Annotated in this window: 11 protein-coding genes; 5 read left to right on the top strand and 6 right to left on the bottom strand. The window is 58.4% G+C overall.

From position 1 onward, the window contains the following. Positions 1-7: 7 nt before the first annotated feature. Positions 8-358 (bottom strand): ArsC family reductase, encoded by a 351-nt coding sequence (locus tag DEO48_RS13160; RefSeq protein ID WP_109845422.1) that lies wholly within the window; start codon positions 356-358, stop codon positions 8-10. Between the two features lie 387 nt (positions 359-745). Between DEO48_RS13160 and ypfM the strand changes: the two genes are divergently transcribed. Then, on the top strand, positions 746-805 hold the full coding sequence (ypfM, locus tag DEO48_RS13155; RefSeq protein WP_015572204.1) for a protein YpfM: 60 nt from the start codon (positions 746-748) through the stop codon (positions 803-805). A gap of 109 nt (positions 806-914) precedes the next feature. Here the strand turns inward: ypfM and acrD are convergent, their stop codons facing one another. Then, the gene (acrD, locus tag DEO48_RS13150; RefSeq protein WP_109845421.1) at positions 915-4,028 is read right to left on the bottom strand and encodes a multidrug efflux RND transporter permease AcrD; all 3,114 of its coding nucleotides are present in this window, start codon (positions 4,026-4,028) and stop codon (positions 915-917) included. 142 nt (positions 4,029-4,170) lie between these two features. After that, the gene (narQ, locus tag DEO48_RS13145; protein WP_109845420.1) at positions 4,171-5,865 is read right to left on the bottom strand and encodes a nitrate/nitrite two-component system sensor histidine kinase NarQ; all 1,695 of its coding nucleotides are present in this window, start codon (positions 5,863-5,865) and stop codon (positions 4,171-4,173) included. 152 nt (positions 5,866-6,017) lie between these two features. Here narQ and aegA point away from each other — a divergent pair, with 152 nt between their 5' ends. The 3 genes from aegA (at position 6,018) to DEO48_RS13125 (ending at position 9,799) form a co-directional block, all read left to right on the top strand. Further along, on the top strand, positions 6,018-7,994 hold the full coding sequence (gene aegA, locus DEO48_RS13135) for a formate-dependent uric acid utilization protein AegA (RefSeq protein WP_109845419.1): 1,977 nt from the start codon (positions 6,018-6,020) through the stop codon (positions 7,992-7,994). A gap of 66 nt (positions 7,995-8,060) precedes the next feature. Next, positions 8,061-8,654, top strand: a complete 594-nt coding sequence (gene nudK / locus DEO48_RS13130; RefSeq protein ID WP_023308745.1) for a GDP-mannose pyrophosphatase NudK — start codon at positions 8,061-8,063, stop codon at positions 8,652-8,654. A gap of 101 nt (positions 8,655-8,755) precedes the next feature. After that, positions 8,756-9,799, top strand: coding sequence for a DUF1176 domain-containing protein (locus DEO48_RS13125; RefSeq protein ID WP_109845418.1), 1,044 nt, complete (start codon positions 8,756-8,758; stop codon positions 9,797-9,799). A 4-nt stretch (positions 9,800-9,803) separates the two neighbouring features. Here DEO48_RS13125 and tkt read toward each other — a convergent pair whose 3' ends face one another. Both tkt and tal read right to left on the bottom strand, forming a co-directional pair. Continuing rightward, positions 9,804-11,792 carry a transketolase gene (gene tkt / locus DEO48_RS13120; RefSeq protein WP_109845417.1) on the bottom strand — a complete coding sequence of 663 codons (1,989 nt, stop codon included), beginning with the start codon at positions 11,790-11,792 and terminating at the stop codon, positions 9,804-9,806. A 19-nt stretch (positions 11,793-11,811) separates the two neighbouring features. Next, a complete protein-coding gene (gene tal, locus DEO48_RS13115; protein ID WP_023308742.1) occupies positions 11,812-12,762 on the bottom strand; it encodes a transaldolase in 951 nt (316 codons plus the stop codon). A 289-nt stretch (positions 12,763-13,051) separates the two neighbouring features. Here tal and maeB point away from each other — a divergent pair, with 289 nt between their 5' ends. Beyond that, on the top strand, positions 13,052-15,331 hold the full coding sequence (maeB, locus tag DEO48_RS13110) for an NADP-dependent oxaloacetate-decarboxylating malate dehydrogenase (protein WP_109845416.1): 2,280 nt from the start codon (positions 13,052-13,054) through the stop codon (positions 15,329-15,331). Positions 15,332-15,386: 55 nt separating this feature from the next. On the opposite strand, the gene hemF is transcribed toward maeB, so the two are convergent. After that, positions 15,387-16,079, bottom strand: a 693-nt coding sequence (gene hemF / locus DEO48_RS13105; RefSeq protein ID WP_109845415.1) for an oxygen-dependent coproporphyrinogen oxidase, incomplete at its 5' end; no start/stop codon positions are given.

Raw genomic sequence — 16,079 nt, 5'->3', positions numbered from 1 at the left:
CTACACCTCAACGAAAAAAGTCGGAATAAAGGGTTTCACTGAAACCCAGCAGCATAGGCTGCCCTGGCGCGCAGAGCAATGGGCGTTTGATAATTGCCGGCATCTCGAGCATCAGTTTTGCCGCGCTGTCGGCGTCGTTGATGCTGGCGCGCAGAGATTCGTCCAGCTTGCGCCAGGTGGTGCCGCGCGTGTTCAGCAGTGCTTCCCACCCCAGCTCGCCGATTGCGCTATGCAGAAATTCTGCATCAAGCCCGTCGGCACGGTAATCGTGGAAGCGATACTCTACGCCGTTTGTTTCCAGCCAGCGGCGGGCTTTTTTGATGGTGTCGCAATTTTTAATGCCGTACATCACAACCATGGTGAATCCTTTTGACCTAATGATGATTAAATGTTCAGTAAATTCGAAAATATATCCTTAAGTAGAATATAACACATTCAGGAATCGTCTGGATTTACGCTTCTTCTTAATTCAACTCACATCTGTACGCTGAATATTCTTTCACCCTTTAAGCATAGATGTCCATAAAGTTTAAATTTCGAATAAACTCAGCGGGTAAAATAAAACTCACCCGTTCGGAGGGTTATTTCAAAATATTGCCAGCCGTCACAAAAAATTGAGGCCTCTCCGTTCATATTTATCATAAATCCCCGCAGGACGTGGGGTACAATCACAGCAATTGGTTAAATAGTCTTCACAATGATGGTCCGTTTTTGTAGAATGCGCATAATAATAAGAGAGGTTGTTATGATTGAACGTGAACTGGGGAACTGGAAAGATTTTATCGAAGGCATGCTTCGTAAATGACATTCAGTAAGAATTGCAAGAGCACTAAAATAAGTAAAATAACCATAGTGTGAATTAATCACACAATAAAAAGGCGGCCGATAAAGCCGCCTTTTTTTATTTCAATCACTTACTCAGCGCGTTCCTTTAACGGGAAGCGGCGACGCACCAGCACAAAGAACAGCGGCACGAAGTAAATGGCCAGAACGGTGGCCGAAATCATGCCGCCCATCACCCCCGTTCCGACGGCATGCTGGCTGCTGGAGCCTGCACCCGTACTGGTTGCCATCGGCAGTACGCCAAAGACGAACGCCAGCGACGTCATCAGGATGGGACGTAAGCGCTGACGGCAGGCGTGCAGCGTGGCGGCCATGAGCTCGTGGCCTTTGGCATTCATCTCGTTGGCAAATTCAACGATCAGAATGGCGTTTTTCGCCGATAGCCCAATTACGGTGAGCAGACCCACCTGGAAATAAACGTCGTTCTCGAGGCCGCGCATCCAGGTCGCCAGCAGCGCACCGACAACCCCAAGGGGCACCACCAGCATGACCGAGAACGGGACCGACCAGCTCTCATACAGTGCGGCAAGGCAGAGGAAGACCACCAGCAGAGAGAGCGCGTAAAGCGCAGGGGCCTGCGCTCCGGAGAGACGCTCCTGGTAGGACATGGCCGTCCACTCCAGACCAAAACCGGCGGGCAGCTGCTGCACCAGTTTTTCCATGGTATCCATGGCGGTACCGGTACTGACGCCCGGCGCGGCTTCCCCTACGATTTCAACCGCAGAGTAGCCGTTATAGCGCTCCAGACGCGGCGAACCGCTCTCCCAGTGCGAGGTCGCAAAGGCAGAGAACGGCACCATGCCGCCAGCGTTATTCCTGACAAACCAGCGGTTAATATCGTCCGGCAGCATGCGGAACGGCGCGGCGGACTGGACATACACTTTTTTCACGCGGCCGCGATCCATAAAGTCATTCACATAGCTCGAGCCCCACGCCGTTTGCAGGGTGTCGTTGATATCGTTGATCGAGACGCCCAGCGCCTGCGCCTTACGCTGATCGATATCCACCTGCAGCTGCGGGCTGTCGTCAAGACCGTTGTGGCGAACGCGGGTCAGGCCAGGATCGTTGCCCGCCAGCGCTAACAGCTTATCGCGTGCCGCCATCAGCGCCGTGTGGCCCGCACCGGCGTGATCCTGCAGCTCCATATCAAACCCGGCAGAACTGCCCAGGCCGCTTATCGCCGGCGGGCTGCTGGCGAAGACGCGCGCCTCTTTAATATGCGCAAAGGCTTTTGTCGCACGTTCAATGATGGCGAATGACGTTCCGGTTTTGGTATCGCGCTCGTCCCAGTCCTTCAGACGGACGAACATGCGGGCGACGTTCTGCCCGTTTCCGCCCGGGCCAGAGCCCACGGTGGAGAAGACCGACACAACGTTATCTTTCTCTTTGGTGAAGAAGTACTGCTCCACTTTCTGGACCACTTTCAGCGTCTGCTGCTGCGTTGCGCCGCTCGGGAGCTGAACCGAGGTGGTGAACATGCCCCGGTCTTCCATCGGCAGGAACGAGGTGGGGAGATGCATAAACAGCCAGACCATGCCGCCCAGCAGCACAACATAAATCATCATCCAGCGCAGGCTGCGGTGAAGCACTCGCCCGACGGCAGATTCATATCGCGCGGCATTGCGGTTGAACATCCGGTTAAACCAGCCGAAGAACCCTTTTTGGCCGTGATGCTCCCCTTTGTGCAGCGGCTTCAGGATTGTGGCGCAGAGCGCGGGGGTGAGGATCAATGCGACCAGCACGGAGAGCACCATTGCCGAGACGATGGTTATCGAGAACTGGCGGTAGATCGCCCCGGTTGTGCCGCCAAAGAAGGCCATCGGGATAAAGACGGCCGACAGCACCATTGCAATACCGACTAACGCCCCCTGAATTTGCCCCATGGATTTGCGCGTCGCCTGGCGCGGAGAGAGTCCTTCTTCGCTCATGATGCGCTCGACGTTTTCAACCACCACGATGGCATCATCCACCAGAAGGCCGATTGCCAGCACCATCGCAAACATCGTCAGGGTATTAATGCTGTACCCGAAGGCGTAGAGCACCGCAAAGGTCCCCAGCAGCACCACCGGGACGGCAATGGTGGGGATCAGCGTCGCGCGGAAATTTTGCAGGAACAGGTACATCACCAGGAATACCAGAGCGATGGCTTCCAGCAGGGTCTTCACCACGTCCTCAATGGAGGCTTTTACGAAGGAGGTGGTTTCATAGGCGACTTTGTACTCCAGCCCGTGCGGGAAATACTGCGACAGCTCGTCCAGACGGTCTAACACCAGTTTTGCCGTCGCCATTTCGTTCGCGCCGGAGGCCAGTTTAATCCCCAGACCGGAGGCCTGATTGCCGTTAAAGCGGCTCAGGTAGTCGTATTTCTCCGCCCCCATTTCCACCGTGGCGACATCGCCGAGACGCACTTCCGACCCGTCCTGATTCACGCGCAGGGTGATATTGCGGAACTGGTCCGGCGTCTGCAGCAGGGATTGTGAATTAATGGTGGCGTTCAGGGCCTGTTTATCGACGGACGGCGTTCCCCCCAGCTGCCCCACCGCAATCTGGGCGTTCTGGGCCTTGATGGCATTCGTCACGTCGGTTGCCGTCATCTGGACGCTGTTCAGCTTGTTGGGGTCGAGCCAGATGCGCATGGAGTATTGTGAGCCGTAGGCGTCGATATCCCCGACGCCGTTGATACGGCTGATGGGATCCTGAATATTACTGGCGACGTAGTCCGCAATGTCCTGTTTATCCATCGAGCCATCTGTCGAGACAAACGCGATGGTCAAAATGTTGGTATCACCGGTTTTACGCACGGTCACGCCCTGATTCTGCACCGCCTGGGGCAGCTTGCGCATGGCCGACTGCAGCTGGTTTTGCACCTGCTGCACCGCTTCGTCCGGGTCCGTGCCCGCCTTAAAGCTCAGGGTCACCGTCGCCTGGCCCGTGGCGCTACTTTGCGAGGACATGTACATCAGGTTATCCAGACCCGTCATGTTCTGCTCGATAACCTGCGTCACGGTGTTTTCCAGCGTTTGTGCGGAAGCGCCGGGGTAGTTTGCCGTTACGCGCACGTTAGGCGGTGCCAGATCGGGGTATTGCTCAACAGGCAGTGAAGTAATCGCCAGGACACCTGTCAGACACAACAGGATGGCAAGCACCCAGGCAAAAATGGGGCGATCGATGAAAAAATTCGCCATGAAAGAGTGACCTCGTTTTGCTGCACGTCATTATTGTTTATTGCCCGCATAACTTTAGCGGTAAGGCCCAGGCCAAACGTGGAGAAATAAAGGAGATAATGTAAATTATCATGCGCTTTTTCCCGCGCGTCCTCCTTTACCGTTATTTACCCGTTAACGGCGCGTGCGCCGGGAACGTCACGCTGACCAGCGTGCCGCCGTTTTGCGGCTGCGAGAAGTGCAGCATCCCGCCGAGCCGCTGCGCGCGTTCGCGCATAATGTTCAGGCCGTAGTGTCCCGGCGGCTCGCTGGCTTCGCCAATCCCGATGCCGTTGTCACGAATGCTGACGCTGTGCGTACCGTCCATGGAGGTCACGCAGCTGACGGTGATCTCGCTGGCCTGCGCGTGCTTAATGGCGTTCAGCACGGCCTCACGCACGATCTGCAGCAAATGCACCTGCTTTTGCGCGTCCAGCGCCAGCGAGGAGAGACGGCAGTCGAGATGCAGCTTCGCCTGCGTCTGGCTCTGAAGGACGTCGAGGGACTCCTGCAGCGCTGCGGGTAAGTTCGCGTGGTTCAGCGTCAGGCGGAAGGTGGTGAGCAGCTCGCGAAGCTGCTGCCAGGCATTGTTCAGCTCGCGGGAGAAGTCGCTGATGATGGTCTGCGCCGGGGTATTTTCCTCGGGCACGGCGCGTCTGAGCAGCGCAAGCTGAATGCGCAGATACGACAGCACCTGCGCCAGCGAATCGTGCAGCTCGCGGGCAATGGTGGCGCGCTCTTCCATCAGCAGCAGCTGCTGGTAATGTTTTTGCGCCTGGTTAAAGTACAGCCCGCGCCCGAGCATGGTCGCCACGCTTCTCATCAGCGGAAGGGGAACGCTGTCCGTCTCGCTTTGCCAGCGCAGCTCGCCATAAAGGGTGTCCTGCATCAGTACCGGCAGGTGCTGCAGAGGAATGCCATGTGACTCCGTCCCTTCAGACAGCCGCCAGTCGTCGCTGGTGCGCAGTTCGAGATAATTCATCTGCGTATAGTCATGGACAATCTGCAGGATATGCCGAAAGCAGTGGCTGTCTATCTGGCCGGTATTCAGCGCCTGAGAGCATTTGAACAGCATGTCGAGCTGCTGGTGGGCTTCATGCAAATGCCGCGTCTTTTCCGCGACCGAGGCTTCGAGCGAACGGTAGAGCGTAGCCAGCTCGGCGGACATGTGGTTGAAGGCGCGGGAGAGTTGGCCCAGCTCGTTCGGCAGGGCGGTATCGGGCGCCGGGGTTGCAAATTCCCCTCGCTCAACCCGTTCGCTGGCCGCCACCAGATTGTTAAGCGGCAACACCACCTGGCGACGGATGCGTCGCAGGGTAAATAGCGTCAGGAGCAGGATCCCGAGGGCACCCGCCAGCGAGAGCAGGGTCACCGTCTGAATTTTATGTTCGGTGTAGTGCTGGAGGGCGAGCACAAAGGCATCAATGCGGCCGACAAAATCCTCAATGTGGGTTTGATACCACGCGCTGTCGCCGCGGGCGATGCGCGCATCCATCTCCAGCCAGGCCACGTGCAGCTGCTGGTAGCGCGCTTTAACATTGTCCGGGACGTACCAGCGGTTCAGCTTCTGTAGGGCAGGCGCGCTCAGCGTCCGTTGCCAGCTGTCGCGATGCGCGGCAAGGGCAGGGCTGTTGCGCTGCATCTCGTAGCCCAGACGATAGCTCTGCATGCGCAGTGAACCCGCGATATTAATGGCTTCGGCGTCACGCTGGCTGCTGGCAAGCGTCAGCAGCGCGACGGTGCTGGTCAGCACGGATAAGGCAATTATCGAAAAGAAAGCCCGGGCAAGGCTTCCGGAAACGGGTCGTTTGACGGTCACAGAACGGCTCTCTGAATAAAATTGATCTGCTACAGGTTCACTGTAAATAATTCGGCATTCCGGGCATTTGAACATTGCCCGATCGCGCCGTGATGCGTAAATACCATATTCATATAAAGAATAAGGTTATTGAACCAAAAACAGGTGTGGTTATGAATCGTTTTATTATGGCTAACAGCCAGCAGTGCATCGGGTGTCGCGCCTGCGAAGTGGCCTGCGTGATGGCGCACAACGATGAGCAGCACGTCCTGAGCGAGCGCCATTTTCACCCCCGCATTACGGTCCTGAGGTCCGGCGAGAAGAGTAGCCCCGTCACCTGCCATCACTGTGAAAATGCGCCCTGCGCGCAAAGCTGCCCGAACGGCGCCATCAGCAAATGCGATGACAGCGTACAGGTGAATCAACAAAAATGCATCGGCTGTAAGGCCTGCGCGGTGGCCTGCCCGTTTGGCACGATGGAGATTATCGTCACCCCGCTCGACAGCGGCGGCGTGAAAGCCTCGGCGAATAAATGCGATCTCTGTCTGACGCGGCCACGCGGCCCGGCCTGTATCGAAAATTGCCCGGCAGACGTTCTCTCCCTCGCGACGCCTGCTGTCCTTGATAATCTGGCGAAATCGCGCCGCCAGCGCACGGCCTGCCTGGAGGCGCAGCCCTGGCATGCGGAGGCCGTCAGAGAAGACGCTTCGCGCACCAAACTGCAGCAGATGCAAACAACCCCGCCACGCGGCGAGCCCGATAAACTCGCTGCCGCAGAGCGCGTGGGCCATTTTAACGAAATTTACCTGCCGTTTCGGGCCGAACAGGCCGCCCGCGAGGCGTCGCGCTGCCTGAAATGCGGCGAGCACAGCATTTGCGAATGGACCTGCCCGCTGCATAACCACATCCCGCAGTGGATCGAGCGCCTCAACGCGGGGGATATCGCCGGCGCGGTCGAGCTTTCTCATCAGACCAACTGTTTACCTGAAATTACCGGCCGCGTCTGTCCGCAGGACCGATTATGCGAGGGTGCCTGCACAATACGTGAAGAGGCGGGAGCCGTGACCATCGGTAACATCGAGCGCTATATCTCCGATCGGGCGCTGGCGATGGGCTGGCGGCCGGATATGTCCGCCGTCACGCCGACAGGTAAACGTGTCGCGATCGTCGGCGCCGGGCCCGCCGGGCTGGCGTGCGCCGACGTGCTGGCGCGCAGCGGAGCGAGTGTGACGGTCTATGACCGGCATCCGGAAATTGGCGGATTGCTGACCTTTGGCATCCCGGCATTCAAGCTGGACAAATCGCTGCTCGCGCGGCGCAGAGAGATATTTACCGCGATGGGGATCCGCTTCGAGCTGAACTGCGAGGTGGGCCAGGACGTGTCGATGTCGCAGTTAAAGCAGGATTACGACGCCCTGTTTATTGGCGTGGGAACCTACCGCTCGATGAAGGCGGGTATCCCGCACGAGGACGCGCCTGGGGTCTATGACGCGCTGCCTTTCCTGGTGGGCAACACGCGGCACGTTATGGGGCTGGAGGCGACGGCCAGCGAACCGTTCATCGACACCCATGGCTTAAACGTGGTGGTGCTTGGCGGCGGCGATACCGCGATGGACTGCGTCCGCACCGCGTTACGCCACGGCGCGGCGAAGGTAACCTGCGCCTATCGTCGGGATGAGGCCAACATGCCGGGCTCGAAGAAAGAGGTGAAGAACGCCCGAGAAGAGGGCGCGGCGTTTGAATTTAACGTTCAGCCGGTTGAGCTGACGCTGGATCCGAACGGTAAGGTCAACGGTATCCGGATGCTACGTACCGAGCTCGGTGAACCGGACGCGCAGGGACGGCGTCGACCGGTTCCGGTAGCGGGCAGCGAGTTCGTGATGGCGGCAGATGCGGTCATCATGGCGTTTGGTTTTAACCCGCATGCGATGCCGTGGCTGCAGGCGCAGGGTGTCGAAACGGATGACCGGGGGCGGATCGTTGCTTCGGTTGAGAGCCGCTACCGTTATCAGACGACTAACCCACAGATCTTCGCCGGAGGCGATGCGGTACGCGGTGCGGATCTTGTGGTGACAGCCATGGCGGAAGGACGTCATGCGGCGCAGGGGATACTCGACTGGCTTGGAGTTAACGCGCCAAAACATCATTAAACCGGCGGGCGACAAAGCGGGATTCACGGCGTAGTATAGGACGACTCATTGTGTTGTGGAGCCCGTATGACCCTGAAAATTGACGTTATCAAAGACAAAATTCTCTCTGAAAACTACTTTGTTCTGCGTAACATCACCTATGACCTTACGCGTAACAACGGTGAGGTGATACGCCACAAACGAGAGGTCTACGACCGCGGCAACGGGGCAACCATTCTGCTCTATAACCGTGAAAAGCAGAGCGTGGTGTTGATCCGTCAGTTCAGGGTGGCGACATGGGTTAATGGCAACCCTGACGGACGTCTAATTGAAACCTGCGCGGGCCTGCTCGATGATGATGAGCCGGAAGTTTGTATCCGCAAAGAGGCCGTGGAAGAAACCGGCTTCGAAGTGGGCGAGGTCAAAAAGGTCTTCGAGCTGTTTATGTCGCCGGGCGGCGTAACGGAAATTGTGCATTTCTTCATCGCGGAATACAGCGACGCGCAGCGCACTCACCGCGGCGGTGGCGTGGAGGATGAAGATATCGAAGTGCTGGAGCTTCCTTTTGCCCGGGCGCTGGAGATGATGCGTTCAGGCGAAATCAGGGATGGTAAAGCGGTGATATTACTGCAGTATTTACAGACAACCGGGCTGATGAACACCACTTTCGAACGGATATAGCCTGTTTTTCGGGTATATCTGATAAATCCGATTGAGCAACCCCGGCGGGAACACGAAGATACTGCCCAGTTAAGCGTTTTCGTTCCGGGATTGTGTCATTCATGCGCTACAGCGTCTTTTTGTTTTACCTGTTTTGTGTGCTCCTCGCGCCGCAGGTGCGGGCTGCACCTGCCCAGCAAGCCTTCTCCGACTGGCAGGTAACCTGCAATAACCAGAATTTTTGCCTCGCACGCAATACCGGTGAACACCGTGGTCTGGTCATGACGCTCACCCGTAGCGCCGGGGCGAAAACGGACGCCACGCTGCGTATCGATCTCGGCGGTCTTGATGCGCCCTCGGTAAAAGAGCCAGAGATTGCTCCCCGGCTGCTGCTGGATAACGTTCCCCTGAAGCTGGACAAACAGCGCTGGCAGCTCACGCCCTGGCATCTGAAAACGGACGATGCGGCTACCATCACCGCCTTTCTGAAAAACATCCAGGAAGGGAAGGCCCTGACCCTGCGCGACGGTAAGCAGGTTATTTCGCTGACCGGGCTTAAGGCCGCGCTGCTGTTCATTGATGCGCAGCAAAAGCGCGTCGGCAGCGAAACCGCGTGGATCAAGAAAGGTGACGATCCGCCGTTAAGCGTTCCGCCTGCTCCAGCCCTTAAAAAGGTGGCGGTCGTCAACCCGACACCGACGCCGCTCTCCCACGCCGAACTGAACGATCTGCTGGATTATGGCACCGGGCGGATGAACACCAGCCAGTGCTCGCTGGATCCTAACCGCCGGGAAGTGCGCGTCACCGCGTTAACCGATGACAAAGCGCTGCTGATCGTCAGCTGCGAGGCGGGGGCCTATAACACGGTCGATCTGGCGTGGCTGGTATCACGTAAAAAACCGTTCACCGCGCGCAGCGTCAGGCTGCGTCTGCCGTTTACGCCGTCAGGCGACGGGAGCGAAATGGAGTTGATGAACGCCAGCTTCGATGAAAAGACGCGCGAGCTGACAACGCTCGCGCTGGGGCGCGGTTTGGGCGATTGCGGGATCCAGACGCGCTGGCGTTTTGACGGCCAGCGTTTCCGCCTGGTGCGCTACGCCGAGGAGCCCAGCTGCGACAACTGGAACGGGCCAGATGCCTGGCCCACGCTATGGATCACGCGGTAAAGCACTACAGTACGCTCAGCGCCTTCTCCACCACGTTTTCAACGGTAAAGCCGAAGTACGGGAACAGCTTGTCGGCAGGGGCGGACTCGCCGTAACCCCGCATGCCAACAATCGCCCCTTTGAGCCCGACATATTTGTACCAGTAGTCGGCAATACCGGCTTCCACCGCCACGCGAGCCGCGACGCTGGACGGCAGGACCGATTCCCGGTAAGCCTCGTCCTGGGCGTCGAAAATGTCCGTTGAGGGCAGGGACACCACGCGAACCGCGTAACCTTCGGCAGTCAGTTTCTCCGCCGCTTTCACCGTGATTTCCACCTCGGAGCCGGTCGCAATCAGGATCACGTCCGGCTTGCCGCCGCTGTCCTTCAGGATGTAGCCGCCGCGGGCGATGTTCTTCACCTGCTCCGGGGTTCGCTCAATCTGCGCCAGGTTCTGGCGTGACAGAATCAGTGCCGTTGGGCCGTTGTGGCGTTCTACCGCCAGCTTCCAGCCCACCGCCGCTTCGACCTGATCGCACGGACGCCAGGTGCTGAAGTTCGGCGTTAAGCGCAGGCTCGCCAGCTGTTCCACAGCCTGGTGCGTAGGCCCGTCTTCCCCGAGCCCGATGGAGTCGTGGGTGTAGACCATAATCTGCCGCGCCTTCATTAAGGCCGCCATGCGCGCCGCGTTACGGGCGTACTCGACAAACATCAGGAAGGTGGCGGTATACGGCACAAACCCGCCGTGATGGGCGATGCCGTTGGCAATGGCGGTCATCCCGAACTCGCGCACGCCGTAGTGGATGTAGTTCCCGGCAATGTCCTCTTTCAGCGATTTTGAGCCCGACCAGATGGTCAGGTTGCTGGGCGCCAGATCCGCCGAGCCACCGAGCAGTTCGGGCAGGAGAGGGCCGATTGCGTTCAGGGTATTTTGCGACGCCTTGCGGGTGGCGATTTTCGCCGGGTTGGACTGCAGGTTTTCAATCAGCGCCTGGGTTTTATCGTCCCAGTCCTCCGGCAGGCCGCCGCTCATGCGGCGGGAAAACTCGACGGCGAGATCCGGGTGCGCTTTTTTATAGGCGGCAAACTTCTCGTTCCAGGCCTGCTGGGCCTTTTCACCCGCCTCACGGGCATCCCAGGTTCTGTAGATCTCTTTCGGGATCTCAAACGGCGGATATTTCCAGCCCAGCTTTTGCCGGGTCAGCGCGACTTCCTCCTCGCCCAGCGCCGCGCCGTGCGACTCCTCTTTGCCCGCCTTGTTCGGCGAGCCGAAGCCGATGACCGTGCGGCAGATAATCAGGGACGGTTTATCCTTCACGCTCTGCGCTTCCTGAATCGCTTTTTTCACCGCCTCAGGGTCGTGGCCATCGATCTCGTGCACCACGTGCCAGTGATAGGCTTCAAAGCGTTTTGCCGTGTCGTCGGTAAACCAGCCTTCGGTCTCCCCGTCGATGGAGATGCCGTTGTGATCGTAGAAGCCAATCAGCTTGCCGAGCCCCAGCGTGCCCGCCAGGGAGCAGACCTCATGGGAAATCCCCTCCATCAGGCAGCCGTCACCCATAAACACGTAGGTATAGTGGTCGACAATTTCGTGGTCCGGCTGGTTAAACTGCGCCGCCAGCGTGCGTTCGGCAATTGCCAGCCCAACCGCATTGGCCAGCCCCTGACCGAGCGGCCCGGTGGTGGTCTCCACCCCTGGCGTATAGCCAATCTCAGGGTGCCCCGGCGTTTTGGAGTGCAGCTGGCGGAAGTTTTTCAGCTCCTCAAGCGGCAGATCGTAACCGGAAAGGTGCAGCAGGCTGTAGAGCAGCATTGAGGCGTGACCGTTGGAGAGAATAAAGCGGTCGCGATCGTACCAGGTCGGGTCATTGGGGTTGTGCTTCAGAAAGTCGTTCCACAGCACTTCGGCAATATCAGCCATGCCCATCGGCGCGCCGGGGTGGCCGGAATTGGCTTTTTGCACGGCATCCATGCTGAGGGCGCGAATGGCATTGGCTAGCTCTTTACGGGACATAGTTCACTCCGTGGCAAGGTTAAAGTTTGGCGGCGAGAAGATCTTCAAGTTTGCGCTGGTCGACGGCGAACTGGCGGATGCCGTCCGCCAGTTTTTCCACGGCCATGGCGTCCTGATTGTGCTCCCAGCGGAACTCCGCTTCGGTCATGGGTTTTGGTTTTGGCAGAACGGTGGAGGTCGGCACCAGCTTGCGGATCACCGTTTCTTCTTTGTCCTGTAGCTCCTGAAGCAGGTTAGGGGAGATGGTCAGACGGTCGCAGCCTGCCAGGGCGAGGATCTGCTCGGTACGGCGGAAGCTGGCCCCCATCACGATGGTTTCGTAGCGGTGCTGTTTGTAGTAGTCGTAGATATTACGGACCGATTTCACGCCCGGATCCTCATCCACCACGTATGGATCCATCGGCTGTTTCGCCTGATACCAGTCGTAGATGCGCCCGACAAACGGCGAGACGAGGAACACGCCCGCCTCAGCGCAGGCGCGCGCCTGGGCAAACGAGAACAGCAGCGTCAGGTTGCAGTGGATGCCTTCTTTCTCCAGCACCTCTGCCGCGCGGATGCCTTCCCAGGTGGAGGCCAGCTTGATCAGAATGCGTGATTTATCGATCCCCTGCTCCTCGTACAGTTCCACCAGGCGACGCGCCTTATTAATGCTCTTTTCTTTATCGAACGAGAGGCGGGCGTCGACTTCGGTCGAGACGCGGCCCGGGATGCTTTTAAGAATTTCCGCACCAAAATTAACCGCCAGCTTATCGCTGGCTTCGGCGACCTGCTGCTCCTGCGTTTTCCCGCGCTGTTTACCGTAGGCAATGGCGTCATCAATCAGATGGCTAAAATGGGCAAGCCCTGCCGCTTTGAGCAGTAGCGAAGGGTTGGTGGTCGCGTCCTCCGGCTGATAGTGGCGAATCGACTCGATATCGCCGCTGTCTGCAACCACGGTGGTGAATTTTTTGATGCCGTCTAGCTGGTTCATAAATAATTACTCCTTGGAAATAAAAGAGTTAGATGAGTGCGTTAGTTCACACTTCTGAAAAAATCATGATGGACTTAACAAAAAAGCATAGCAGACGGGGGAGGCATTGCTTTTGAGACGGGTAACATGGCTGTTATAAATTGATAACAATTTTTAATATGTGATGGTGAGAGTTTGGCTGCCTTCAAAGTTTAGGAGGCGGCCTGAGGCGATACTAGGCGGCACACCAGGGTGTGCATCAGGATCGCTTACGTCACCCTTTTGACCGATACGTGAAAGGAAAAATAAGATGGATGAGCAGTTGAAACAGAGTGCCCTCGATTTTCACGAGTTTCCTGTCCCGGGGAAAATCCAGGTCTCCCCAACCAAGCCGCTGGCAACCCAGCGCGATCTGGCGCTGGCCTATTCGCCGGGCGTGGCTGCACCGTGTCTGGAAATCGAAAAAGACCCGCTGGCGGCCTACAAATACACCGCGCGTGGCAACCTTGTCGCCGTGATCTCTAACGGCACGGCGGTGCTGGGGCTGGGCAACATCGGCGCGCTGGCCGGTAAGCCGGTGATGGAAGGGAAGGGGGTACTGTTCAAGAAATTCGCCGGTATCGACGTGTTCGATATCGAGGTGGACGAACTCGATCCTGACAAATTCATCAACGTGGTGGCCGCGCTGGAGCCGACCTTCGGCGGGATCAACCTGGAAGACATCAAAGCGCCGGAATGTTTCTATATCGAGCAGAAGCTGCGCGAGCGTATGAACATTCCCGTGTTCCACGATGACCAGCACGGGACCGCGATTATCAGCACCGCCGCGATTCTCAACGGCCTGCGCGTGGTAGAGAAAAATCTCTCCGACGTGCGCATGGTGGTCTCTGGCGCAGGCGCCGCGGCCATCGCCTGTATGAACCTGCTGGTGGCGCTGGGTATGCAGAAACACAACATTGTGGTCTGCGACTCCAAGGGCGTTATCTATAAAGACCGCGAGCCGAACATGGCGGAAACCAAAGCGGCTTACGCGGTCGACGACGACGGTAAACGCACCCTGGACGACGTGATTGACGGCGCGGATATCTTCCTCGGCTGCTCGGGTCCGAAAGTACTGACCCAGGAGATGGTGAAGAAGATGGCGCGTGCGCCAATGATCCTGGCCCTGGCGAACCCGGAACCGGAAATCCTGCCACCGCTGGCGAAAGCGGTGCGCGGAGACGCCATCATCTGTACCGGCCGTTCGGACTACCCGAACCAGGTCAACAACGTGCTCTGCTTCCCGTTCATCTTCCGCGGCGCGCTGGACGTCGGCGCAACGGCGATCAACGAAGAGATGAAGCTTGCCGCCGTTCACGCCATCGCGGAGCTGGCGCACGCCGAGCAGAGCGAAGTGGTTGCCTCTGCGTATGGCGATCAGGATCTGAGCTTCGGCCCGGACTACATCATTCCAAAACCGTTCGACCCGCGTCTGATTGTTAAAATTGCGCCAGCCGTTGCCAAAGCGGCGATGGACTCCGGCGTGGCGACGCGTCCGATCCACGATTTCGACGCGTACATCGATAAGCTCACCGAGTTCGTCTATAAAACGAACCTCTTCATGAAGCCGATCTTCTCTCAGGCGCGCGCCGACGCGAAGCGCGTGGTGCTGGCGGAAGGGGAAGAGGCGCGCGTGCTGCACGCCACCCAGGAGCTGATCACCTTAGGCCTGGCGAAACCGATCCTGATTGGTCGTCCGAGCGTGATTGAGATGCGTATCCAGAAGCTGGGCCTGCAGATTAAGCCGGGCGTCGACTTCGAGATCGTTAACAACGAATCCGATCCGCGCTTCAAAGAGTACTGGAGCGAATACTACGCGATCATGAAGCGCCGGGGGATCACCCAGGAGCAGGCGCAGAAGGCCGTCATCAGCAACACGACGGTGATCGGCGCGATCATGGTGCATCGCGGCGAGGCGGATGCGCTGATCTGCGGCACAATCGGCGATTACCACGAGCACTTTAGCGTGGTGCAGGAGATCTTCGGCTATCGCGACGGCGTCCATACCGCCGGGGCGATGAACGCGCTGCTGCTGCCAAGCGGCAACACCTTTATTGCGGATACTTACGTTAACGACGATCCGACCCCGGACGAGCTGGCGGAGATCACCGTGATGGCCGCCGAGACCGTGCGTCGCTTTGGTATCGAGCCGAAGGTGGCGCTGCTGTCGCACTCTAACTTTGGTTCGTCTAAATCCGCGGCGGCCTGCAAAATGCGTCAGACGCTGGAGCTGGTGCGCGAGCGTGCGCCGGAGCTGATGATTGACGGGGAAATGCACGGCGATGCCGCGCTGGTGGAGAGCATCCGTAACGAACGTATGCCGGACAGCCCGCTGAAGGGATCGGCCAACATACTGATTATGCCGAACGTGGAAGCGGCGCGTATCAGCTATAACCTGCTGCGCGTCTCCAGCTCTGAAGGGGTGACCGTAGGGCCGGTACTGATGGGCGTGGCGAAACCGGTGCATGTGTTAACGCCGATTGCCTCCGTGCGCCGTATCGTGAATATGGTGGCGCTGGCGGTGGTTGAGGCGCAGACGCAGCCGCTGTAATTTTTACCCTCACCTAACCCTCTCCCAAAGGGAGAGAGCCGGGGTGAGGGGAGGGTTACACCCAGTCCCGAACCTGAATAAACTCACGCAAGGCAGCCTCCGGGCTGCCTTCTTTTGGTTCGTAACAGTACTCCCAGCGCACCAGCGGCGGCATCGACATCAGAATCGACTCCGTGCGCCCGCCGGTCTGCAGGCCGAACAGCGTCCCGCGATCCCATACCAGGTTGAACTCCACGTAGCGCCCACGGCGGTAAAGCTGGAACTCGCGCTCGCGCACGCCGTAATCGGTATTTTTACGACGCTCGACAATCGGCAGATAGGCGTCGGTGTAGCCTTCGCCTACCGCGCGCATAAAGCTGAACGCGGTATCAAAATCAGGCGCGTTGAGATCGTCAAAGAACAGCCCGCCGATGCCGCGCTGCTCGTCGCGGTGCTTCAGGTAAAAGTAGTCGTCGCACCACTTTTTAAATTTCGGGTAGACGTCTTCGCCAAACGGCAGGCAAAGATCCCGCGCGGTGGTATGCCAGTGCACGGCATCCTCTTCGAAGCCGTAGTAGGGCGTTAAATCGAAACCGCCGCCGAACCACCAGACAGGGTCGGCGCCCGGTTTTTCCGCAATGAAAAAGCGCACGTTGGCATGGCTGGTGGGCACGAACGGGTTGTGCGGGTGCACTACCAGCGAAACGCCCATCGCCTCGAAGCTGCGGCCCGCGAGTTCAGGACGATGCGCCGTCGCAGACGCGGGCAT

Source organism: Enterobacter sp. CGMCC 5087 (assembly GCF_003144775.1).
GTDB lineage: Bacteria > Pseudomonadota > Gammaproteobacteria > Enterobacterales > Enterobacteriaceae > Enterobacter > Enterobacter cloacae_M.
This window is presented reverse-complemented; position numbering and strand designations above follow the sequence as displayed.

Bases quoted from the DNA above. Each gene is read 5' to 3' on its own strand.
- aegA (WP_109845419.1), top strand. From the start codon at position 6,018: ATGAATCGTTTTATTATGGCTAACAGCCAGCAGTGCATCGGGTGTCGC.
- tkt (WP_109845417.1), bottom strand. From the start codon at position 11,792: ATGTCCCGTAAAGAGCTAGCCAATGCCATTCGCGCCCTCAGCATGGAT.
- DEO48_RS13125 (WP_109845418.1), top strand. From the start codon at position 8,756: ATGCGCTACAGCGTCTTTTTGTTTTACCTGTTTTGTGTGCTCCTCGCG.
- maeB (WP_109845416.1), top strand. From the start codon at position 13,052: ATGGATGAGCAGTTGAAACAGAGTGCCCTCGATTTTCACGAGTTTCCT.
- DEO48_RS13160 (WP_109845422.1), bottom strand. From the start codon at position 358: ATGGTTGTGATGTACGGCATTAAAAATTGCGACACCATCAAAAAAGCC.
- acrD (WP_109845421.1), bottom strand. From the start codon at position 4,028: ATGGCGAATTTTTTCATCGATCGCCCCATTTTTGCCTGGGTGCTTGCC.
- tal (WP_023308742.1), bottom strand. From the start codon at position 12,762: ATGAACCAGCTAGACGGCATCAAAAAATTCACCACCGTGGTTGCAGAC.
- nudK (WP_023308745.1), top strand. From the start codon at position 8,061: ATGACCCTGAAAATTGACGTTATCAAAGACAAAATTCTCTCTGAAAAC.